Below are 21,041 nucleotides of genomic sequence, written 5' to 3'. Positions count from 1 at the left end.
AAGTAAGGTAAGCCTTAGCTAAGCAGGTTCGCCCACCTCGAAAGCAGATCCGCCATGACCAGAGCACTGCCCGAGCCGACGTACCGGCGCTTCGCCGCCGGCATCGGCACCCTCAGCCTCCGGCCGTTCGACCTGACCGAGGACATCACCACCCTGCACGGCTGGGTCACCCAGCCCTACGCCCGCTACTGGGGTCTGCTGACCGCGTCCCGTGCGGACGTGCACGCGGAGTACCTCCGGATCGAACAGTCGGGCCACCACCGCGCGTTCCTCGGCGAGCACGACGGCCGGCCCGCGTTCCTGATGGAGCGCTACGAGCCGTCGTACGACGCGGTCGGCGGGATGTACGACGTGGCGCCGGGCGACATCGGGATGCACGTGCTGGTCGCACCGCCGGTCGCACGCATCCCGGGCTTCACGGGCGCCGTCTTCGAGACGATCCTGGACAGCCTGTTCAGTGACCCCCTGGTGGACCGGATCGTGGTCGAACCGGACGTCCGCAACACCAAGATCCAGGCGCTCAACGAGCGGATGGGATTCCGCAAGCACAGCATCGTGGACCTGCCGGACAAGCAGGCCTGGCTGAGCTTCTGCACCCGCGACCAGTACGCCGAGGCGACCCGGATGAACGAGGCGGGCTGACATGACCGATCACCTGAACCCTGAGGCGTGGGTCGTCGTCAACCGTGCGCTGGTGCGTAAGGCTCTGGCGGAATTCGTCCACGAGCGGATTCTCGAACCCGTTGCCACGGACAACGGTTATGCGGTCGGCGCCTATGAGTTCTCGGCGCAGCTGTATCCCTTGAACCATTGGGAGATCGACGCCGCGAGCATCACACGCTCCGATGGGGGTGTGGTAGACGCACTGGACTTCATCACGGAGTTCCACCAGCGGCTCGGGATCGGCGCCGACATGTTGCCGGTGTATCTCGAGGAGATCAGCAGCACGCTCGCGAGTGCGGCGTACAAGCTGTCCAAGCCGGATCTGACCGCGGCCGACCTGGTCACCGCGGACTTCCAGACGATCGAGGCCGCGATGACCGAGGGGCACCCTTGCTTCGTCGCGAACAACGGGCGGCTCGGGTTCGGCGTGACCGACTACATCGCGTTCGCGCCGGAGACGGGTGCGGCGGTGCGGCTCACGTGGATCGCCGTACGCAAGGATCGGGCCACGGTCTCGCACAGCAGTTCCATCACCTACGACGAGCTGTTGCGGGACGAACTCGGGGACGATCTGCTGCTTGAGTTCGGGGCGCGGATCGTGGCGGCCGGGTGTGCGCCGGAGGACTACGTTTATCTGCCGGTGCATCCGTGGCAGTGGGAGAACAAGACGTCGATCACGTTCGCCGCCGACATCGCGCAGCGACACATCATCCTGGTCGGGTCGAGCGAGGATGAATACCAGCCGCAGCAGTCGATCCGGACCTTCTTCAACCGGTCGCAGCCGTCGCGGCACTACGTGAAGACGGCACTGTCGGTGCTGAACATGGGCTTCATGCGCGGGCTGTCCCCGACGTACATGGCCGCGACGCCGGCGATCAACGACTGGGTGTTCGACCTGGTCGAGAACGATCTTGTCCTGAAGCGCTACGGCTTCTCAGTGCTGCGCGAGATCGCGGCGGCCGGATATCACAACCGGTACTACGAGGCCGCGACACAAAGGACGTCGCCGTACCGGAAGATGCTGTCGGCGTTGTGGCGCGAGAGTCCGGTGCCGGCGCTGGAGTCGGGCGAACGGCTGGCCACGATGGCGAGCCTGCTGCACGTCGACCGGCATGGTTCGTCGCTGGCGGCGGCTCTGATCCGCGCGTCGGGGCTGGCGCCGGCGGACTGGCTGCGGGCGTACGTCGATGCGTACCTGATCCCGCTGGTGCACAGCTTCTACGCGTACGAACTGGTGTTCATGCCGCACGGCGAGAACCTCATCCTGGTACTGCGGGACGCGGTGCCGATCCGGGTCATCATGAAGGACATCGCCGAGGAGATCGCGGTGATGGACTCGGCGACCCCGCTGCCGGCCGAGGCCGAACGTGTCCGTGCCGAGGTCCCCGACGACGAGAAGCTCCTGTCGATCTTCACCGACATCTTCGACTGCATCTTCCGGTTCCTGTCCCCGCTGCTGGACCGCGAAGGCCTGCTGACGCCTGCCGAGTTCTGGTCCGTGGTCGGCGACTCCCTCCGCGACTACCAGGCCGCGACCCCCGAGTTGGCGGCGGCGTTCGCGAAGTACGACATCTTCGCCCCGACCTTCGCCCTGTCCTGCCTGAACCGTCTCCAGCTCCGCAACAACCAGCAGATGGTCGACCTCACCGACGTCGCCGGCTCCCTCCAGTTCGCCGGCACCCTGGACAACCCGATCAGCTGAACTGTGGATAACTTCCGCGGCGGTACGGCGGAATCCGTCACGCTGGTGGGGTGATCAGCCAACAGCCGGCCGAGACGCCTCGCGACGGGAGGCGCTACGAGATAGTCGCTGGGCGCCTGCTGACGACAGGCGCCCAACCGCCCGCGCACCACGCCGCCGTCGTGGGCCTGATGGTCCACCTCAAGGCATCTTGTCCGCCCGACCTGATGGTCGCCGTCGGCTCCCTCGCCTTCCGCCCTACCCCGACCACCACCCTCCGCCCCGACGTTGTCGTGTGCCCCCGCGGCTACACGGGAGTACATCCACCACTCCTGGCCGTCGAGGTCGTCTCCCCCGACACCCGAACCACCGACGTCGTCCTCAAACGCGCCCTCTACGAGACCCACCACATCCCGTCGTACTGGCTCCTCGACCCCACCCACCAAGAACTCACCATCCTGACCCTCACCCCCACCGGCTACACCTGCCAAACAGTCCTCCAATCCGAAGAGACCTTCCACACGACCCAACCGTTCCCCGTCTCCCTGACCCCGTCGCAACTCCTGGGATGACAGGGCATTCCGGGGCAACCCCGGGCAGATCGGCGACATGGCACCAACCACCCACCGGAGACGACCATGCTGGTCGTGTGACCGAGAAGGAGGCACCATGGGGTACGTGGAAACCATCGAGCCGGGGGCGTTCACACTGGCTGACCTCGACGCGCTACCCGACGACGGGATGCGGCACGAATTGGTCGACGGGGTGTTGCTGGTGACACCTGCGCCGCTCCCGATCCACCAGACCGCAGTAGTTGAGCTCACTTTCCTGCTCCGGAGCCAGTGCCCTGACGATCTCAAGGTGTTCGTCGCGCCCCTTGACTTCCAGCCGAGTCCCGGCCGATCGCTCCAGCCGGATGTTCTCGTCTGCCGACGTGCCGATGTCGGCCCGAAGGCGATCGAGAAACCGCTGCTGCTTGCGGTGGAGGTTCTCTCGCCGGCCACTCGATCAACAGATCTCGTTCTGAAGCGACGGCTCTACGAGGAGGCCGGCGTCACCTCGTACTGGATCTTCGATCCCGCGAAGGAAGAACTGACGGTCCTCGAACTGGTCGGTGGGACCTTCGACGAGCGGGCTGTGATCACCGGCAAGGATGCCTTCGACGCCGAGCGCCCTTTCCCGGTCTGTGTGGTGCCTGCCGACCTCGTGAACTAGCCGTTCAGGAGGTTGATCAGTTCTTGTTTGGTGGGGAGGTTCGGTGGGCGGACTATGTCGGCTTGGCGGACGTAGTAGAAGGCGGCGGTGACCTGGTCGAGGGGGATGTTCATGAGTTCGGACCAGGCGACTCGGTAGATGGCGAGTTGGAGCGGGTCGGCGGTCTCGTTGCGGGTGGTCTTCCAGTCGATGACGTCGTAGCCGCGGGATCCGTCCGGGCGGACGACCTGGTAGACAGCGTCGATGCGGCCGCGGACGACCCGGCCGCCGATGGCCAGTGCGAACGGCGCCTCGATCTCGTACGGCGTTGTCTCGCCGTACGGCCCGACGCGGAACGCGTCCATCAGTTCGGTGAGGTCGGTGTCGTCGACGATGTCCTCGTCCGCGGCGCCGGGCAGGTCGTCGGGGTCGAGCAGGAGTTGCTGCCCGAAGTAGCTCTCCACCCAGGCGTGGAAGCGAGTGCCGAAACGCGCCGCCCGGTTGGGTTTGCGCGGCATCGGCCGGGCCAGCTCCGACGCCAGCCCGTCCGGGTCCTTCGCCAGCCGCATCACCTGGGTCGCCGACAGCGCGGCCGGCAGCTCGACGTCGTACGCCTTCCGGCTCCGGCTCTCCCTTGCCTCTGACAACAATCGCTCGATCTCGGAGTCCCAGCGCGCGACTGTCGCCTGCTCGTCCAGCAGCAGCGACTCCTCCGCCTCGATCGACGGACCCTCCGCACGCGAACGCTGCACCAACTCCACGGCATCCAGACGGCGCTGGTACGACTCCGTGTCGTACGGCGTCGGCCACGGCGCCTGCGTCTGCTCGGCGAGCTCTGGGTTCTCCTCAGTTAGCTCCGGCTGCTCCGCCCACGCGATCACCCGCTCACCCGCATGCTTCTTCAGAGTCTCCAGGTACGACGACGGGCCGCGCGGGCGCTTCTGCGTCGGCCCCCACCAGTGTCCGGTGGCGACCAGGATCTCCTTCGCGCGCGTGAAAGCGACGTACCCGAGACGCCTTTCCTCCAGCGCGTTCACGCCCTTGCACTCGTCGGTGAACGCCTTCAGGCCGGCGTTGGACAGGTCGTGGATGTCGGGCAACGTGTCGGCGTCACCGCGCAGCGGCCACGGCAGCACCTTGGCGTTCGTCGTCCACTTGTCCCGGCCACGGTCCGACGGGAACACCTTCTGCACCAGCGTCGGCACGAACACGACCGGCCACTCCAGGCCCTTCGACCGGTGCGTGGTGAGCAGCTTCACCGAGTCCGCCTCACTCGGTACGGCGAGGTCCAGGCCCGCGGCGTACTCCTCCTCGGCGGCGAGATAGGCGAGCAGGCCGTCCAGCGAGCCGTCCGACTCGGTCGACACGAAGTTGCCGACGGCATCCAGGAACGCGGCGAGATGGTCGCGACGGCCCGAGTCGACGTGGTCGGGGGTCGCCGTCAGCTCGACGTCGAGGCCGATGGTGCTGATCACGCGTCGTACCAGGTCGAGCAGCGGCTCCCCGGCGTGGGCCCGCAGCTCGCGCAACTCGACGGAGAGCTCCTTGAAGCGAACCAAGGCCTCCGGCGAGTAGCCCCAGGCGTCCGGACCTGGATCGTCGACTGCCTCGGCCAGCGAGATCACCTCGGTCGAGTCCATCCCGGCGACGGCCGCGTCGAGTGCGGCGAGCAGGTCGTCAGCGTCCGGGCGGTCGCCGGTGTCTGCGAGAGCACGCGAGCGATTCGCCAGCAGGGCAAGGTCGCGATGCCCGATCCGGTAGCGCGGGCCGGTCAGGATCCGGAGCATCGCGGCGTTCGCGGTCAGATCGTTGACCGCCTGCAGCGTGGCGACGACGTCGACGACCTCGGGCAGCGCGAGGAGACCACCGAGGCCGACGACCTCGACCGGGACCTTGCGTGAGATCAGTGCTTCGTGCACCGCGCTCAGGTCGACGTTCGTGCGCATCAGGATGCCGATGTCCTTCCATCGGCGGTTCGTGGTGCGGTGCGCGGCGACGATCGCGTCGGCGACCCACTCGATCTCCTGGGAGCGCGTCTCGAACAGGCCGACGGTGATCGCGCCCTCGGGTGCGTTCTCCGGGGCTTCGAGCGGGATGACACCGGGGTGCTGCTCATACAGCTCGGTGGCGTGCTGGTTCGCGGCGGCCAGGATGCGGCTGCCACAGCGGCGGTTGACGCTCAGCACGTACCGCCGGGCGGGCGTGCCGTCCGCGTTCGGGAAGTGCTCGGGGAACTCGTCCAGGTTGGCAACGGACGCGCCACGCCAGCCGTAGATCGCCTGGCACGGGTCGCCGACCGCGGTGACCGGGTGACCACGACCGTGCTCGACATCCGGGCCGGCGAACAACGCGGTCAGCATCCGGCGCTGCGAGACCGAGGTGTCCTGGTACTCGTCCAGAAGGACGACCTTGTACCGCGAGCGCTCCGCGACCGCGACCTCCGGGCACTCCTCCGCCAGCCGCGCACCGAGCGCCATCTGATCGGCGAAGTCGACGACGCCGCGCTCTGCCTTGTAGGCCTGGTACTCCTCGACCAACTGCAGGATCTCGCCACGCTTCAGCGCGGTCTCCGCGAGCTTGCGAACCTCGACTGTCTGCTTCCGCGCCGCCGCGACCTCCTGTCGCACCGCCTCGTCATGCTCGCGTACGTCGTCCGCCCGGAGCAGGTGGTCCGCGAGTTCACCGTCGAGCGCGAGCAGGCTGTTGACGAGCGTGGGCACGTGGTGCGAGGCGAACCGGATCGGACCGGCAGATCGTCGGACGACGCGGCCCGCGAGCTGGAACCGGGTCGCGTCGGCGAGGACCCGGGCGTCGGGCTCGAGACCGAGACGGAGTCCGTGCTCGGCGATCAGCGTGCCCGCGAAGGCGTGGTAGGTCGAGACGACCGGCTCGCCAGGCTCCTCGGGCTCCCAGTTCGGGATGTTGCTGCGGAGGTGGGCGGCGAGGATCGGGGGCTGGCCCTTGGGCAGGGTCGATCCGAGCACGCCGGCCTTGGTCAGGTCGTCGCGAATCCTCACGTCGAGCTCGTTCGCCGCCTTCTTCGTGAACGTCAGCCCGAGCACTTCCTCCGGCAGCACCTGCCCGGTGCAGATCAACCACACCACGCGAGCCGCCATCGCCGTCGTCTTCCCGGACCCGGCGCCCGCCACGATCACCCCAGGCGCCAACGGCGCCGTGATGGCCGCCAGCTGCTGATCACTGAACGGAATCCCCAGCAGCTCACACAGCCGGGCCGTCGAGTTCAGCTGAGCGCGCATCAGCAGGCCCACACGTCGGAGCAAGTGGAGCCAGGGTCGGGATGGGCGAACATCAGACGATCTCCCGGCCTTCGGGTTGGATGGGGCAGAGCGGGCGGGCCTCGCAGCGACTGCAGCCGTCGTTGCGTTTGGCAATGAATTCTTCGGAGCGGACCATCGCCTCGGCGTCTTCGACCGCCACGTCGAGCCAGGTCTTGCCGTCGTCGCCGGCCTCGAGCGGACCCTGGTGCTGCACCTTCGGGAAGCCGCTGTCGTCGTGGCGGAGCTGGACGAGCTCAGCGCCGCCCGCGACCGGGTCCTCGCCGAGATCCTTCAGCTGACGGGACGCGATCGCGCGCTGGTAGATCGCGAGCTGCACATGCCGCGCCAGCGCAGGCTTGGTCGGCATCGAACGGCCGGTCTTCAGGTCGACCACCCGGATCATCCCCTCACCGTCCTGCTCGATCCGGTCCATCCGCCCCTTCACCCGCACCGCCGGCTTGTCCGTGTCCGGCAGCAGTACGTCGAAGTCCACCTCGGTGCCCACCAGCGTCCGATCCGGCCGCCCCTGGTGCCAGGCGACGAACCGCCGCAGCGCGTCCTCCGCCTCGACCCGCTCCCGGTCCGAGATCCAGGTCGACTCGAAGTCGAGCTGCGTCCACACCTTGTCGAGCCAACCGGTCAGCTCGACGACCGAAGGCGGCAGCGTCCCGGTCGCGACCGCATCCGCCAGCGTGTGCAACACCATGCCGAACCCGATCGCCGACGTACTGGGCGTCTCTCCACCCGCACGCCGCTGCAGGAACCACCGCAGCGGACAGTCCACGATCGTCGTCAGCGCGCTCCCCGACAACGGCACCGGCAGATCCGGATCCGCGATCGGCCGCTCGGACCGGGTCCGCTCCCGCACTCCCCACCACCGGGACGGATCAGCCGTCGGCACCAACGAGTACTCCCGCTCGTCGACGGCGTCGGCCAGCAACGCCAGCCGATCCGCCGCGACCCGCTTCAGCGCCGGCGACGAGGAGGGATCCGACAGCACGCAGCGCAGATCGGCGACCAGACCGTGGAGCGACAACGGCCGCCGCGGCCGCCCCGCGACCAGTTTCAAAGGAATGTCGAGCTCGGCAAGAAATCTGGAGGGCTGGTCCCCGTCCGCCTCGGGCGCCTGGACCGCCGTCACGATCAACCGCTCCCGAGCCCGCGTGATCGCGACGTAGAACAACCGTCTCTCCTCGGCCAGCAACGCACCGGCCGACAACGGATCGATGAGCCCGTCGGGGCCGAGCCGATCCGGCTCCAGCAACGAACCGCGCCGCCGCAGATCCGGCCACTGTCCTTCCTGCACACTCGCGACGACGACGAGCCGCCACTGCAGACCCTTCGACCGGTGCGCAGTCATCAGCTGCACCCCGGCCTCGCGGTACGTCGCGTCGAACCGGTTGTCGCCCGCGATGTCCAGGGATTCGAGCTCCGACAGGAACGCCGACACGCCCTTGAACCCGACCTGCTCCTCGGCCCGGCTCGCCGCGTCGAACAAGGCACACAAGGAATCCAGGTCCCGGTTCGCCGCGCGCGCCGGCTCCCCACCCGAATTGGCCTGACCGCGCAGCCGCCGCAACCACGGCGACTCCGACCACAGCGACCACATCACCTCGTCCGGCGCGGCGCCGGCGGTCACGATGTTTCTTGCCTTGAGCAACCTCTCCCCCAGCGCGACGAACCGGGCCTCGGCCGGCGACGCCTCCTGGTCGAGGAGCAGCGGGTTCATCAAGGCGTCGCGCAGCAACTCGTCCGACGACCGCGGCAACCGCCGGCCGCCCGCGGCCTCCCTGTCCCGCCGCCGCAACACCCGCGCCAGCCGCCGCAACTGTCCCGCATCCATCGCGCCCAACGGCGACAACGCCAACGCCCGGACGACGTCAACGGTCAACGTCGACGGGTCCGCGACCGCACGCAACGCCAGCAGCATCGGACGTACGGCGGGCTCCCGCGACAACGGGAGCTCGTCACCGGCCACGTCGACCGGGATCCCCGCGGCCGCGAGCGCGCGACGCAACGGCGGGATCGAGCGACTGCCGGACCGGACCAGCACCGCCATCTCGTGCCAGCCGACTCCGTCCTGGACATGCGCCCGCCGCAGCAGGTCGGCGATGTGCTCGAGCTCGGCGCCGCTGGTCGAGTACAGGTTCGCCTCGACTTTGCCGGCGCCGTAGACACAGGCGCTCGCATCCGGGTTCCGGAAGCGGTCGAAGGTGTCGCGGTCCAGGGTCCCCGGAACACCGAGCCGGCTGACGACATTGCGAGACACGCGCTGCAGCGTCGTACCGAACCGGCGCGTCGTGCCGAGCGCGATCTGGGCCGCCTCAGCGCCTTCCGCCGTACGGAACTCGTCGGTGAAGCGCAGCAGACCGCGAACGTCGGCGCCGCGGAAGGTGTAGATGGACTGATCCGGGTCACCGACGACGACCAGGTCGCGGCCGTCGCCGGCGATCGCCTGGAGCAGCTTGGTCTGGCCGGGGTCGGTGTCCTGGTACTCGTCGACGAAGACGGCCTTGAACTCGGTGCGGAGTTTGGCCTGGACCTGCGGCTGCTGGGCCAGGATCACCGCGCGGTGGATGAGCTCGGAGTAGTCCAGCACCTGCTCGTGGTCGAGGATCTGCAGGTACTCCTCGAAGAAGTCGCCGACCGCGACCCACTCGGCCCGCTCGGCGGACCGCCCGATCGCGGACAGGTCCTCCGGGTCGAGTCCGAGTTGCCGTGCCTTGCCGATCACGGCCTGCACCTCGTCGGTGAACCCGCGGGTCTTCAGCGCCGGATGCAGACTGCTCGGCCACCGCACCGCACCGACCTCACGACTGCCGGACAGCGCCTCGGTCAGCCGCAACGACTGCTCCGGTCCGGAAGGAAGCCGCAGTGGTACGTCGAACGCGTCGGCCGGGGTGAAGCGTCGCAGCAACGCGTAGCAGAAGGAATGGAACGTCATCGACGGCATAACGCGCGTGGTCCGCCCGAGCCGTCCGGTGATCCGGTCTCTCAGCTCGGTCGCGGCCTTGCGGCCGAACGTGAGCACGAGCACTTCGTCCGGACTCAGACCGCGGTTGCGGACCCGGTCGACGACGGCCTCGACCAGAGTTGTCGTCTTCCCGGTCCCCGGGCCGGCCAGCACCAGCAAGGGTCCGCTTCGGTGGTCCACGACCGCCTGCTGATCAACATCCAGAACCGGGGCTTCAGCACTCCGCCCCGCGGCCCGGATCAATCGATACCGGGACCCCTGTCTGCTGACCATCGCACCATCCCAGCAGACCCCACCGACAAATCCTCACGCCCACCCCGAGCGCTCGTCGAATAGCCGGAAACCGGACGCGCCAACTTTCCGCGCACCCCCGGCATCAACAAGACACCGGCGGCGCGAAGGCTCGGGGCGGAGCAGTCGCGCCGCCGGCATCTATTGCTCGGGATCCCAGCGAACGTCGCGCAGATTCACCCGGCCGTTGGTCACCCGGACGCCATCGGACCGCAGGTTGTGCAGTTGCTCATCGCCGACCTCATCAGCAGGCACACCGGAAGCACGAATCACCCGCCACCACGGCACACTCCCGCCGTACTCCCGCATGATCGCCCCGACCTGCCGGGGGCCGCCCTGCCCGACGTACTCCGCGATGTCCCCGTACGTCGCAACGCTGCCGGGCGGGATCGACTCCACTGCCCGCAGCACCGCCTCGACGTACTCCTCCCTGTCCACGAAGCCCAACCTAGCGGGCAGAGCGGACAGTTCAGGCCAGCGGGGCGACCGCCTTCGCGAGCGGCTCGAGGACGGACGGCGGTGCGTCCAGCGGGAGGTTCAGGACGACCATGTCGACGCCCGCTTCGCCGTACGCCGCCGCGGCCGCGACCGCGCTGTCGAGAGGCTCGTCGGGATCGATCCGGACGTTGACCGAGCAGGTGATCTCGTCGACGTCGCGGCCGACGTCCTCGCAGTGCTTCACGAGGATGTCCTTGAGGGGCTTCCACTCCTCCGGGTTCGCGACGATGACGTTCCAGTGCTGGGCCCAGCGGGCGACCGCGCGCAGAGTGCGCTTCGGGCCCTTGCCACCGATGGCGATCGGCGGGTGCGGGGTCTGCACGGCCTTCGGCTCGCAGTACGCGTCGGTGAGCTTCACGTACTTGCCGTCGAAGTTCGCGACCTTCTCGGTGAGCAGCGCGACGATCGCCTGCATGCCCTCGTCGAACCGGTCGAAGCGCTCCTTCAACCCGTACAGCTCGATGCCGTACGCCGTGGTCTCCATCTCGTTCCAGCCCGCACCGAGGCCGAGTTCGAGCCGGCCGCCGGAGATGATGTCGGTGGTCGCGGCCATGTTCGCCGTGACGGCGGGATGCCGGTAGATCATGCCGTTCACCTGGCAACCGATCCGGATCCGCTTCGTCGCCTGCGCCAGTGCGGCGAGCGTGGTCCAGGCCTCCAGGTTCGGGCCGGCCATGTCACCGCTCAGCGGGTAGAAGTGGTCCCAGTGCCAGGCCGACTCGAAGATCTCGAACTCGTCCGCGGCGATCCACACGTCCCGCAGTTGCTGCCACGTGGTGTGCTCCGGCCTGGTCTTGATCGCAAACCGCATTCCCGGCCTCCCTAGGTAACCGTTTCCCAGGTGGGACACTACCTCGCCATCGCACCGGCCAGCACGCGCCGAAGCCGCCCTAGTCGAGGCCGAGTCTTGCGCGCACCTCGGGCCGGCGCAGTGGCGGCACGGTCTGCGGTGGGTTGCGGCGCTCGGGCATCTCCGCGAGCAACTGCTGGGTGATCTTGGCGACCTCGGTCGCGGCCCGCTCGATCGGACCACGGGTGGTCGAGCTCAGCGAGCCGACGCCGGACACCTTGCGCGCGTACTGCAGTGCCGCCGCGTAGATCTCCTCAGAGGTCGCGGCCGGCTCGAGTCCCCGGAGGACGGTGATGTTTCTGCACATGCCAAGACAGTAGTCGGCCGCGGGGACAAACCAACGGAATTCCTATGGGGTATTGACTTCCCTAATGGTCGTAGGTTTTCCTCAGCGTATGAGCACAGCTGGTCTGGACCGCCGTACCCGCCGCCGTCAGGCGACCATCGAAGAGATCCTCGACGTCGCCATCGAACTGATGGAGGCCGAGGGTGTCGCGGCGCTCAGCCTGTCCGCGGTGGCTCGCCGGCTCGGCATGCAACCGCCGTCGCTCTACCAATACTTCCCGTCCAAGATGGCCATCTACAACGCCCTCTACCAGCGCGGCAACGAGTTGCTGCGCGACGCCTACCGGTCCGCGCGGCTGACCGCGGACAGCGACGACCAGCTCGAGATCAACCTGATCGTGGCGACCGCGTTCTGCCGCTGGTGCTTGGAGCACCAGGTGTACGCCCAGCTGATGTTCTGGCGCACGATCCCCGGCTTCGAGCCGAGCCCGGAGGCCTACGCACCGGCCCTGGAATCGATCGAGGACCTCCGCGGCCATCTGCAGGCGACGGTCGACGCCGGGCACCTGCACCCCGACGCGGCGAGCGAGGAGGGGATCGCCCTGCAGACGTCGATGATGGCCGGCCTGATCTCGCAGCAGATCGCGAACGAGCCGGACGCCTCGTTCGAGGACGGACGCTTCATCCGGCTGCTGCCGACCGTCCTCGAGATGTTCTACCAGCACTATTCACCAACCAGGGGGAAAGCATGAGCGCACTAGTCGCGGAGCAGATCGGACGCGCCGATCGGCCGCGGTGCAAGGTCCACCGGGACGCCGAGATCCAGGTGTGGCACGACCTGCTGGCGTCGATCGAGGGGACCGACTGGCAGCGCCGTACGGTGTGCGACGAGTGGGACGTCGCGGACATCGCCGGGCACCTGATCGGCCAGGCGGAGGACGTGTTGCGGCCGTGGACGTTCCCACGCCGCTACCTCAAGGCGAAACGGGTCTATCCCGGCATTCCGCGGCTCGACGCGCACATGATGGTGCAGGCCGACGAGCATCGCGGTACGCCGCCGGCCGAGCTGCGGACCCGGTTCGACCGGGTGTGGGGGAAGGCGACCCGGACGATCAGCCGCTACCCCGAGCTCCTGCGCCGGCCGTCGCTCAAGGTCGAGGGCATCCCCGGCTACGACCGGCTCGCGCTCGGCTATGTGCACGACATCCTGCTGGCACGGGACCTGTGGATGCATCGCGACGACGTGTGCCAGGCACTCGGGCGGTCCTTCGACGCCGGACCGTACGCCGGGGAGATCGTCGGACAGGTGATGTACGACGTGGTCGACGGACCGTTCTGGGGTGACCGGCCGACCGTCGTACTGGAACTCACGGGCCAGGGAGGTGGGACGTACCGGCTCGGGAGGGATGAGCCGGTCGGCCGCGCCGCCGTGGACGCAGTCGGCTACATGCGAACGCTGTCGGGCCGCGACGACGCACCTGTGGTCTCAGGTGACGCCGCCGCGGTCGACGCGGTCAGTTCGTGCCGGATGCCGTTCTAGTACGACGGCTGGCTCGGGTCGATCTGGTCGACCCAGGCCACCACTCCGCCACCGACGTGGACGGCGTCGGAGAAGCCCGCGCCCTTCGCGATCGCCAGCACCTCGGCGGACCGGACGCCGGACTTGCAGTGGAACACCAACTGCTTGTCCTGCGGCAGCTTCTCCAGCGCCACACCGGTCTGGAAGTCCGCCTTCGGGATCAGCACCGAGCCCGGGATCTTGTTGATCTCGTACTCGTTCGGCTCGCGGACGTCGATCAGGACGAAGTCCTTCTCGCCGTTGTCCTTGAGCTTGATCCACTCGCTCAACTGCTTCACCGAGATGGTCGAGCCGACGGCCGCGTCGGCCGCCTCCTCGGTCAGGGCGCCACAGAAGCTCTCGTAGTCGATCAGCTCGGTGACGGTCGGGTTCTCACCGCAGATGGCGCAGTTCGGGTCCTTGCGGACCTTCAGCGAACGCCAGTTGAGGTCGAGCGCCTCGTAGATGTTCAGCCGGCCGAGCGACGGGTCGCCGATACCGGTGAGCAGCTTGATCGCCTCGGTGACCTGGGCCGCGCCGACGGACGCGCAGAGCACGCCGAGTACGCCGCCTTCCGCGCAGGACGGGACCATGCCGGGGGGCGGCGGCTCCGGGTACAGGCAGCGGTAGCACGGGCCGTGCTCGGCCCAGAACACGCTGATCTGGCCGTCGAAGCGGAAGATCGAACCCCAGACGTACGGCTTGCCGAGCAGCACCGCGGCGTCGTTCACCAGGTACCGGGTGGCGAAGTTGTCGGTGCCGTCGACGATCAGGTCGTACTGCTCGAAGATCTCGAAGACGTTGTCGTTGTCCAGCCGGGTCTCGTGCAGGACGACGTTCGTGTTCGGGTTGGTCTCGAGAATCGACTCCTTGGCCGACTGGGCCTTGGACTTGCCGACGTCGGACTGGCCGTGGATGATCTGGCGCTGCAGGTTGGACTCGTCGACCGTGTCGAACTCGACGATGCCGAGGGTGCCGACGCCGGCCGCGGCCAGGTAGAGCAGCGCCGGGCTGCCCAGGCCGCCGGCGCCGATGACCAGCACCTTGGAGTTCTTCAGCCGCTTCTGTCCGGCCATCCCGACCTCGGGGATGATCAGGTGACGCGAATACCGGCGCACCTCGTCGATGGTCAGCTCGTCGGCTGGTTCGACCAGCGGTGGCAGTGACACGTGTCGGCTCCTCGTGAAGATGTCGGACGGGATCTCCGGTTTTCAACCATCCGTCCCACCTCCATGTTCCCGCACAACCAAACCCACCCCCGCCCCGGTCCGAATCCCGGACCCTCCGTCTCACTCCCACCACATCCCGTGGTGAAGCAACAACCACGCACCCCACTCACGGGGAGCAAGAGCAGAAGTCGCGAAGCGGAGGTGGCAGGTGGGAGGTGGGAGGTGGGAGGTGGAGCGCACCAGCACCCACCAGTCGGGGCCGCCCGCACCCGCCGGCCGGGCCGGCACGACCACATCCCGGCGACCACGGGTAGGAGGTGGAGCGCACCAGCACCCACCAGTCGGGGCGGCACGACCACTCCTTCCGGCAACCGCCGGTCCGGGCTTGGGGTGGGTTCGCCGGTCCGGGCGCCCCCAGGGCGCCCGGACCGGCTGGTCCTAGTCGTTGTCGGTGATCGTGGCCTGCAGCGTCTTCGGGAGCTTGACCTCAGCCCCGTCGACCGCCCCGACGACAACGGAGAACGTCTCGCCCGGCTCCTTCACTGTGTCGTCGACGAGGGTCACCGAGACCTCACCGGTCGCCTTCCCCGGCTCCACGTACCCGTCCAGCGAGCGGTTCGCGGGGTCGGACCCGTCGTCGTACGCCCCCTTGTAGTCCTTCCGGAGTACCGCCGTCCCGTCCTTCAGCTCGCCGAAGATGTTGACGATCTTGTCGCTCGGCGCGGACAGCTTGACCGGAAACTTCACTTCCCCGGCCTGCTCGGACGCCTGCGCGTTCCCGAGCGTGAGCGTCGGCGTCGGGTCGTCGTCGATCACCAGACCGTGGCCGAACGACTGGTCCAGCAGCCCGTCCCGCGGCACCGACAGCACCAGGTCGAACGGCAGGTCGTAGCTGTCCGAGGTGTTCGAGTGGATCGGCACGCTCACCTTCTGCCGGACCTGCCCGGGTTTGAACACCAGCTTCCGCGTCACATCCCCCACGGTCTCGCCCAGCTCGCCGCTCGTCTCGGCGTACACAGTCACGGGCCGGATGCTCGGCCGCGACATCGTCACCCAGAAGTCCGCCGAGTTGGTGCCCTTGTCACCCTCCTTGACCTTCACGTTCGACGCCGACAGCTTCGGCAGCAGCACAGCCGGCGCCGACAGCCCCACACCGGGCGAGGAGAACGCCAGATCGCTCACGTACGCCGACCCACGCGCCACCCGGTCGGTCCGCAACTCCACGACCCGTACGTCACGCAGGTCCACACCCTTGAGCGACCCGACCGGGATACGCACAGTCCGCAGCAGGTTCTTCGGCAGTCCGTTCGCATTACTCCCCGGCATTCGCACCAGCGCGTCGCTCACAGTTGACACCGGTACGACGGCCGCCCGTCCGTGCCCGTCGACGACCCGGACAGTCAGATCGGTCTTCGGCGTACCGGCCGGGTCCGGCGCTGCCCGGAACGACAACGCGGCAAAGCGCCGTACGTCGCGCTGCCGGGCGGGCAGGTTGAGTCGCAGTACGCCGTCGGTCCCGGTCCACGTCAGTTTGGTGACCGCAGTGGTCGGTGTCCTCGCCGCAAACCACGCCGTACTCCAATGCGGCGTGTTGCCGAAGTCAGCAGTGGACATGCAGGTCGGAATCGCCGCGCTGGCAGCGGTCCGAGCCAGATTGGTGTTCAACTCCTCAACACCCGCACACACGGTCGCGGACGCCTTTCCACTGACCGCTCCAGCAGGCAGCGGCTGGTCCAGACGATTCACATCGCGCCGCAAGGCCAGTGGCGCCTGAGCCACCACCCGTACGACGGCCCGCCCGGCCGAGGCAGCCCGGGAGTCGGACCCATCCAGGAGCGGCAAGAACTGCGTCTCATGCCCCAGTTGCAACCGGAAGAACCCCGCGATGTACGCCGTACCGACCGCCTGCTGCTCCTTGGCCGTCAGCCGGCCCGCGTACTTCGCACCGCACGGCGACTCCTTCTCCTCACCGAACCAGTCGTCGCCCGACGGCGCCTCGGACTGGCCCGGAGTCCACTCGGTGTTGAAGAAGTTGTGGTTCGCACCGAGCACCGTGACCGTCGACCGCGCCGCGGTGTCGCCGGTGACGGAGTAGCGCGTGTCGTCGTAGAACTTCTGCCCCTGCAGGTCGGACACATCGCCGTCGCAGTACGGCAGCACCACACTCATCGCGACACCCGGCACGGTGGTCCGGGCGAAGTCGGTCGGCGCAAGTGGGAGGACCGCGCGGATCCCGTACTGGCCGCCGCGGTCGGCGTTCAGCACCGCGGCCCGCGCGACTCCGTCGCCGCCACGGGAGTGACCCATCAGGCCGACGTTGCGCAGGTCGATCCTGCCGACGAACTTGCGGCCGAACGGTCCGCCGCCGAGCGTCGACCACTTCTTCCACAGCGCCAGATGATCAAGTATCAACTCGGCCCGCGCCTGCGCACCGGCGTCGTACGCCGCACCGTCCCAGGCGTTGATCGCGTTCGCGCTGATCGACACGACCTGGTAGCCGTTGCTGGCCAGCGCCGTCGCGGGACCGTCGTACCCGCGGTAGCTCGGTACCGGCTTCAGGCCCGCGGAGCACGGCCAGGGCTTGTCCTCAGGCTCCTCGCCGTCGCCGTAGCAGACCTGGTGCCGACCGTGCAGGAAGATCACCAACGGCCGCGGTCCGACGGCGCCGCGCGGCGTGTAGACCTTGCCGCGAATCTCCGATCGTTGCCCGAGGCCCGGAAGGAACACCGCCTCGTCACCGAGGTCGTACTCCGATGTCTCGACCTGATACTTGCCGACGGCACCAGGATCGTCCGTCAGCTCGGGTCCGCGCCGCGCCTTCAGCCAATCGGCGTCGGTCGGGCCGGCGGCCTGGCTCCGCTCCCGGCCCTTGCCGGCTTCCTTGCCGAGGTCACCCGACCAGATCAGCCGTACGTCGTGCGCCTTCAGCACAGCCGGGTTCGTGGTGACCAACGTCAGAGTGCGCTGATCCGGCGACTGCTTGGCCACCCCCAGCGGCACGCCGTTCACGGCCAGCAACGGCAGCGACGCGCGCATCGGCGCCGGCGCGTCCAGCCGGAGGGTGAGCTGATAGCCGGACGCGACCGGCTTCACTTCCCAGTTGTTGCCTTGAGCAAGCGATGGCGGCGCTTGCGGTGTGGCGGACGCCGGCAGCGCCGGCAGGACCCCCACCCCCAGTAGTGCGACCATCCCCAGCGACAGGCTCTTTTTGAATCTGCCGATAACCCGCACAGCGGTCCTCTCGTTCGACGAACCTTCGATGTCGGTCCGACTTCGTGGGCGAGAGGAAAGTTGACCTGACCGGCTGCTCAGCCGTGTCTCAGTCCTGCGACAGCTTCGACTCGATCAGCCGCACCCCGTCCGGGCGCGACGATTGACGATCAGGCGATCAGTTGGCGGAACGCCCGCGCGACCTGGTCCGGGTGCTCCATCTGCGCGACATGTCCGGACTTCGGCAGGTAGAGCAGCCGGGCGTTGCGGAACGCGCGCTGGGCCTTGGTCCGGATCCGCGCGTCGACCAGCCTGTCCTTCCCGCCATAGATCAGGAGGACCGGGCACTCCAGCTTCGCTGCGTCGGCCCACAGCGACCGGCGCGGCATCGCCAGCGACGACCGCAGGATGCTCCGAGCACCGTCGACCGTTGCCTGCCGCACCCACGGGTCCCCGTCGCGCCGCCGCAACTCCGCCTCGTACGCCGCCCGCACCTCGGGCGCGAGCGACCGCGGATCGCCGAACACCAGCGCCAGCGACGCCTCGAACCGCCGGTCGAACGGCAACCGCCGGGTCCGTTCCAGTACGGCGGGACCCAGCCGGGGCGTCGCGATCGCGGTGAACCACAGGGCGCTGGCCGACACCCGCGGATGCGGGAGCGCGGGCGAGATCAGGGTGAGTGACGCGACCAGGTCGGGACGCCGCCCGGCCATGGCGACCGCCGTCGCGCCACCCATCGAGTTCCCGAACAGGTGCAGCGGCCGGTCGAACTCACGCTCCACCAGCTCGATCATCAGGTCGGCCTGCTCGTAGATCCCGGCGGCGCCGGACAGCGGCGTACGTCCGAAGCCGGGGAGGTCGGGGGCGATGCCGCGGACGGTGTCGTTGAGCATCAGGCCCAGAGCGGTCCAGTTCAGCGAGGAGCCGTTCAGACCGTGCACGAACAGCGCGGGCGGCAGATCCGCTGCCGCGTCCGGCACGTCCCGCACGAGCAGATCCGCGCCTCCGACCGACACCTGCCGCGTCGGCCACTCCCGTACTTCCAGCGGGCCCTCAGCCCCGGTTACTCCCGCGTAACTCTCCACCTGACCCATGGTAGAACCCCTCAGCCGAGAGACTCTCCCGCATGACGCAGTACCGACTGCGCCCTGAATCAGTAGAGCGGTTCGTCCGTTAGGGCGCCGCCGAGGTGGAGACTGGGAGGCATGGCAGCCGCGCCGCAGCAACTGACGACCGAGGTCGACGGGCAGACGATGAAGCTCACGAACCTCGGCAAGGTGCTCTACCCGCAGACCGGCTTCACCAAGGCCGAGGTGATCGACTACTACCACCAGGTCGCCGAACTGCTGCTCCCGCACCTGTCCGACCGTCCACTCACCCGCAAGCGCTGGCCCGACGGCACAGGGGCGCAGTACTTCTTCGAGAAGAACGCACCGCGCGGTACGCCGACCTGGGTGCGGACAGTGACCCTGCCGACGCCCGGTAGCTCGACCGGCCGGGACGAGGCCGACTTCGTGGTCGCCGACGACATCCAGACCGTGGTGTGGCTGGCGAACCTGGCCGCGCTGGAGCTGCACATCCCGCAGTGGCGGATCGGTCTGTCGGACCTGGGCAAGGACCCACAGGCCGACCTGATCGTGTTCGACCTCGACCCGGGGCCGGGAGCGAGCATCGTCGAGTGCTGCGACGTCGCTCTGGCACTGCGTGAGCTGCTGGGCCACTACGGGCTGGAGGGGTGGCCGAAGACGTCCGGCAACAAGGGCATGCATCTGTACGTCCCGATCGAGCCGGCGTCGTCGCGGAGTACGAGCGCCTTCGCCAAGCTCCTGGCCGAGCAACTGGCCGAGGCACTCCCGGAGAACGTCACCGCGAACATGACCAAGGCACTGCGTCCCGGCAAGGTCTTCATCGACTGGAGCCAGAACGCCAGCGCCAAGACCACACTGGCGCCGTACTCCCTGCGCGGAGCCGAGGAGCCGCGGGTGTCCACCCCGATCGACTGGGACGAGGTGGCGTCGGCATCCGACGCGGAGGAGCTCCGCTTCCTGCCGCACGAGGTGCTGGCCCGGATCGAGGAGTACGGCGACGTCCTCGAGGGCCTGTACGACGACCCGCAGCCGCTACCGTCGATACCGTCGTAACTGTCCGTCGCCGAGCGAAGGAGCAGTCGCATGACCAGCGAGACCGACTACGAGGGTTCCGGCTTCGACAGCGTGCCCGACGACGCTCCGGAGGCCGACGTCCTCGAGCAGCGGGAGGACTCCGCCGAGGTGGACGACTTCACTCCGGACGACGACGTACCCATCGAGGCCGACCCCGTCGATGTGGAGGAGCAGCGCCGCGCGGTGGGCGACTCCGGCGAGGACGACTATCGCTGACCGCTACCACGATGGAACACCGACCGGCGGGGAAGCTACTGGCCGGGAGGACTGCTGGGTAGGATTCGGGGAACGACCCGGCGGTCGAGCCCGTGCTGCCGGTGCCGCACCATCGAAGGAGCCGACGTGTCGACGACACCCGAGACCGCGCCGAAGCGTGGCAGCCGCCTGCCGCGGCTGGCCCGCCGCGCGCAACTGCTCGAGGCGGCGCAGGAGGTCTTCGTCGCGAACGGTTACCACGCCGCCGCGATGGACGACATCGCTGACCGCGCCGGCGTCTCCAAGCCGGTCCTCTACCAGCACTTCCCCGGCAAACTCGAGCTGTACCTGGCCCTGCTGGACAGCTCCTGCGACGCGATCATCGCCTCCGTCCGGGACGCGCTGAAGTCGACCGAGGACAACAAGCTACGAGTGGCCGCCACCATGCACGCGTTCTACGACTACGTGGCGAACGCGCAGGGCGCCTTCCGGCTGGTGTTCGAGTCGGACCTCACCAACGAGACGGCGGTCCGGGAGCGCGTCGACCGGGTCACGCACAGCTGCGCCGAGGCGGTGTCCGAGGTGATCAGTGCGGACGCCGGCCTGAACCGCGAACAGTCGATGGTGCTGGCCGTCAGCCTGGTCGGCATGGCCCAGGTCAGTGCCCGCTACTGGCTGGCCTCCGACGACCCGACACTGGCCCAGCAGCAGGCGGCCGACCTGGTCGCCTCCCTGGCCTGGCGAGGCATCCGCGGTTTCCCCCGCACCGACTCCTGACCGCACCCCCGCAGTACGACGCCCCGCCCACCACTCACCCTCCACGCGCCCGCGGCTCACGGCCGCACGCCTCACTGCCGCGCGGCTCACGGCTCACGGCTCACGGCTCACGGCTCACGGCTCACGGCTCACGGCTCACGGCTCACAACACGAGGGGATATCCGGCTCTCCTGACGCATGTGTGGGTGGTTTGTGCGTGGCTGGAGTGGCGCACGCCGTTCCCTGTCTAGGTTTCTGAGCTGTCTGGGAACAGGAA

Annotated in this window: 17 protein-coding genes; 9 read left to right on the top strand and 8 right to left on the bottom strand. The window is 68.5% G+C overall.

Going from position 1 to position 21,041, the window contains the following annotated elements:
• Positions 1-54: 54 nt before the first annotated feature.
• From ACGFH6_RS41030 to ACGFH6_RS41015, 4 genes are all read left to right on the top strand, one after another.
• Entirely contained in the window at positions 55-642 is a 588-nt protein-coding gene (locus ACGFH6_RS41030) for a GNAT family N-acetyltransferase (RefSeq protein ID WP_393396029.1), read from the top strand.
• A 1-nt stretch (position 643) separates the two neighbouring features.
• Positions 644-2,365 carry an IucA/IucC family protein gene (locus ACGFH6_RS41025; protein ID WP_393396026.1) on the top strand — a complete coding sequence of 574 codons (1,722 nt, stop codon included), beginning with the start codon at positions 644-646 and terminating at the stop codon, positions 2,363-2,365.
• Between the two features lie 50 nt (positions 2,366-2,415).
• Positions 2,416-2,916 carry a Uma2 family endonuclease gene (locus ACGFH6_RS41020; RefSeq protein WP_393396023.1) on the top strand — a complete coding sequence of 167 codons (501 nt, stop codon included), beginning with the start codon at positions 2,416-2,418 and terminating at the stop codon, positions 2,914-2,916.
• 97 nt (positions 2,917-3,013) lie between these two features.
• Positions 3,014-3,559, top strand: coding sequence for a Uma2 family endonuclease (locus tag ACGFH6_RS41015; protein WP_393396020.1), 546 nt, complete (start codon positions 3,014-3,016; stop codon positions 3,557-3,559).
• Here the strand turns inward: ACGFH6_RS41015 and ACGFH6_RS41010 are convergent.
• The 5 genes from ACGFH6_RS41010 to ACGFH6_RS40990 form a co-directional block, all read right to left on the bottom strand.
• Positions 3,556-6,819, bottom strand: coding sequence for a UvrD-helicase domain-containing protein (locus ACGFH6_RS41010; RefSeq protein ID WP_393396017.1), 3,264 nt, complete (start codon positions 6,817-6,819; stop codon positions 3,556-3,558). The two genes, ACGFH6_RS41015 and ACGFH6_RS41010, sit on opposite strands and share 4 nt — an antisense overlap.
• A gap of 28 nt (positions 6,820-6,847) precedes the next feature.
• Positions 6,848-9,970 (bottom strand): ATP-dependent helicase, encoded by a 3,123-nt coding sequence (locus ACGFH6_RS41005; protein ID WP_393396014.1) that lies wholly within the window; start codon positions 9,968-9,970, stop codon positions 6,848-6,850.
• A 252-nt stretch (positions 9,971-10,222) separates the two neighbouring features.
• A complete protein-coding gene (locus tag ACGFH6_RS41000) occupies positions 10,223-10,519 on the bottom strand; it encodes an MGMT family protein (protein ID WP_393396011.1) in 297 nt (98 codons plus the stop codon).
• Positions 10,520-10,550: 31 nt separating this feature from the next.
• Entirely contained in the window at positions 10,551-11,390 is an 840-nt protein-coding gene (locus tag ACGFH6_RS40995; RefSeq protein ID WP_393396007.1) for a TIGR03560 family F420-dependent LLM class oxidoreductase, read from the bottom strand.
• A gap of 79 nt (positions 11,391-11,469) precedes the next feature.
• Positions 11,470-11,736 carry a DUF2277 domain-containing protein gene (locus ACGFH6_RS40990; RefSeq protein WP_131516337.1) on the bottom strand — a complete coding sequence of 89 codons (267 nt, stop codon included), beginning with the start codon at positions 11,734-11,736 and terminating at the stop codon, positions 11,470-11,472.
• 88 nt (positions 11,737-11,824) lie between these two features.
• On the opposite strand from ACGFH6_RS40990, the gene ACGFH6_RS40985 reads away from it, so the two are divergent.
• Positions 11,825-12,466, top strand: coding sequence for a TetR/AcrR family transcriptional regulator (locus ACGFH6_RS40985; protein ID WP_393396003.1), 642 nt, complete (start codon positions 11,825-11,827; stop codon positions 12,464-12,466).
• On the top strand, positions 12,463-13,254 hold the full coding sequence (locus tag ACGFH6_RS40980; protein WP_393396000.1) for a maleylpyruvate isomerase family mycothiol-dependent enzyme: 792 nt from the start codon (positions 12,463-12,465) through the stop codon (positions 13,252-13,254). Before ACGFH6_RS40985 ends, ACGFH6_RS40980 begins: the two co-directional genes overlap by 4 nt.
• On the opposite strand, the gene moeZ is transcribed toward ACGFH6_RS40980, so the two are convergent.
• The 3 genes from moeZ to ACGFH6_RS40965 form a co-directional block, all read right to left on the bottom strand.
• The gene (gene moeZ, locus ACGFH6_RS40975) at positions 13,251-14,441 is read right to left on the bottom strand and encodes an adenylyltransferase/sulfurtransferase MoeZ (protein WP_131516340.1); all 1,191 of its coding nucleotides are present in this window, start codon (positions 14,439-14,441) and stop codon (positions 13,251-13,253) included. The genes ACGFH6_RS40980 and moeZ overlap by 4 nt on opposite strands.
• Positions 14,442-14,879: 438 nt before the next feature.
• Positions 14,880-17,630, bottom strand: a complete 2,751-nt coding sequence (locus ACGFH6_RS40970) for a Calx-beta domain-containing protein (protein WP_393395996.1) — start codon at positions 17,628-17,630, stop codon at positions 14,880-14,882.
• A 191-nt stretch (positions 17,631-17,821) separates the two neighbouring features.
• Positions 17,822-18,736 (bottom strand): alpha/beta fold hydrolase, encoded by a 915-nt coding sequence (locus tag ACGFH6_RS40965; RefSeq protein WP_393395993.1) that lies wholly within the window; start codon positions 18,734-18,736, stop codon positions 17,822-17,824.
• Between the two features lie 120 nt (positions 18,737-18,856).
• Here ACGFH6_RS40965 and ligD point away from each other — a divergent pair, with 120 nt between their 5' ends.
• From ligD to ACGFH6_RS40950, 3 genes are all read left to right on the top strand, one after another.
• On the top strand, positions 18,857-19,792 hold the full coding sequence (gene ligD, locus ACGFH6_RS40960; RefSeq protein WP_393395990.1) for a non-homologous end-joining DNA ligase: 936 nt from the start codon (positions 18,857-18,859) through the stop codon (positions 19,790-19,792).
• Positions 19,793-19,822: 30 nt separating this feature from the next.
• Entirely contained in the window at positions 19,823-20,029 is a 207-nt protein-coding gene (locus tag ACGFH6_RS40955) for a hypothetical protein (protein ID WP_393395988.1), read from the top strand.
• A 126-nt stretch (positions 20,030-20,155) separates the two neighbouring features.
• The gene (locus ACGFH6_RS40950) at positions 20,156-20,785 is read left to right on the top strand and encodes a TetR/AcrR family transcriptional regulator (protein ID WP_393395985.1); all 630 of its coding nucleotides are present in this window, start codon (positions 20,156-20,158) and stop codon (positions 20,783-20,785) included.
• Positions 20,786-21,041: the final 256 nt, after the last annotated feature.

It is taken from the genome of Kribbella sp. NPDC049227 (assembly GCF_043197265.1).
In the GTDB taxonomy this organism is placed as follows: domain Bacteria; phylum Actinomycetota; class Actinomycetes; order Propionibacteriales; family Kribbellaceae; genus Kribbella.
The sequence above is the reverse complement of the archived record's forward strand: the minus strand, read 5'-3'. Positions and strand labels throughout refer to the sequence as shown.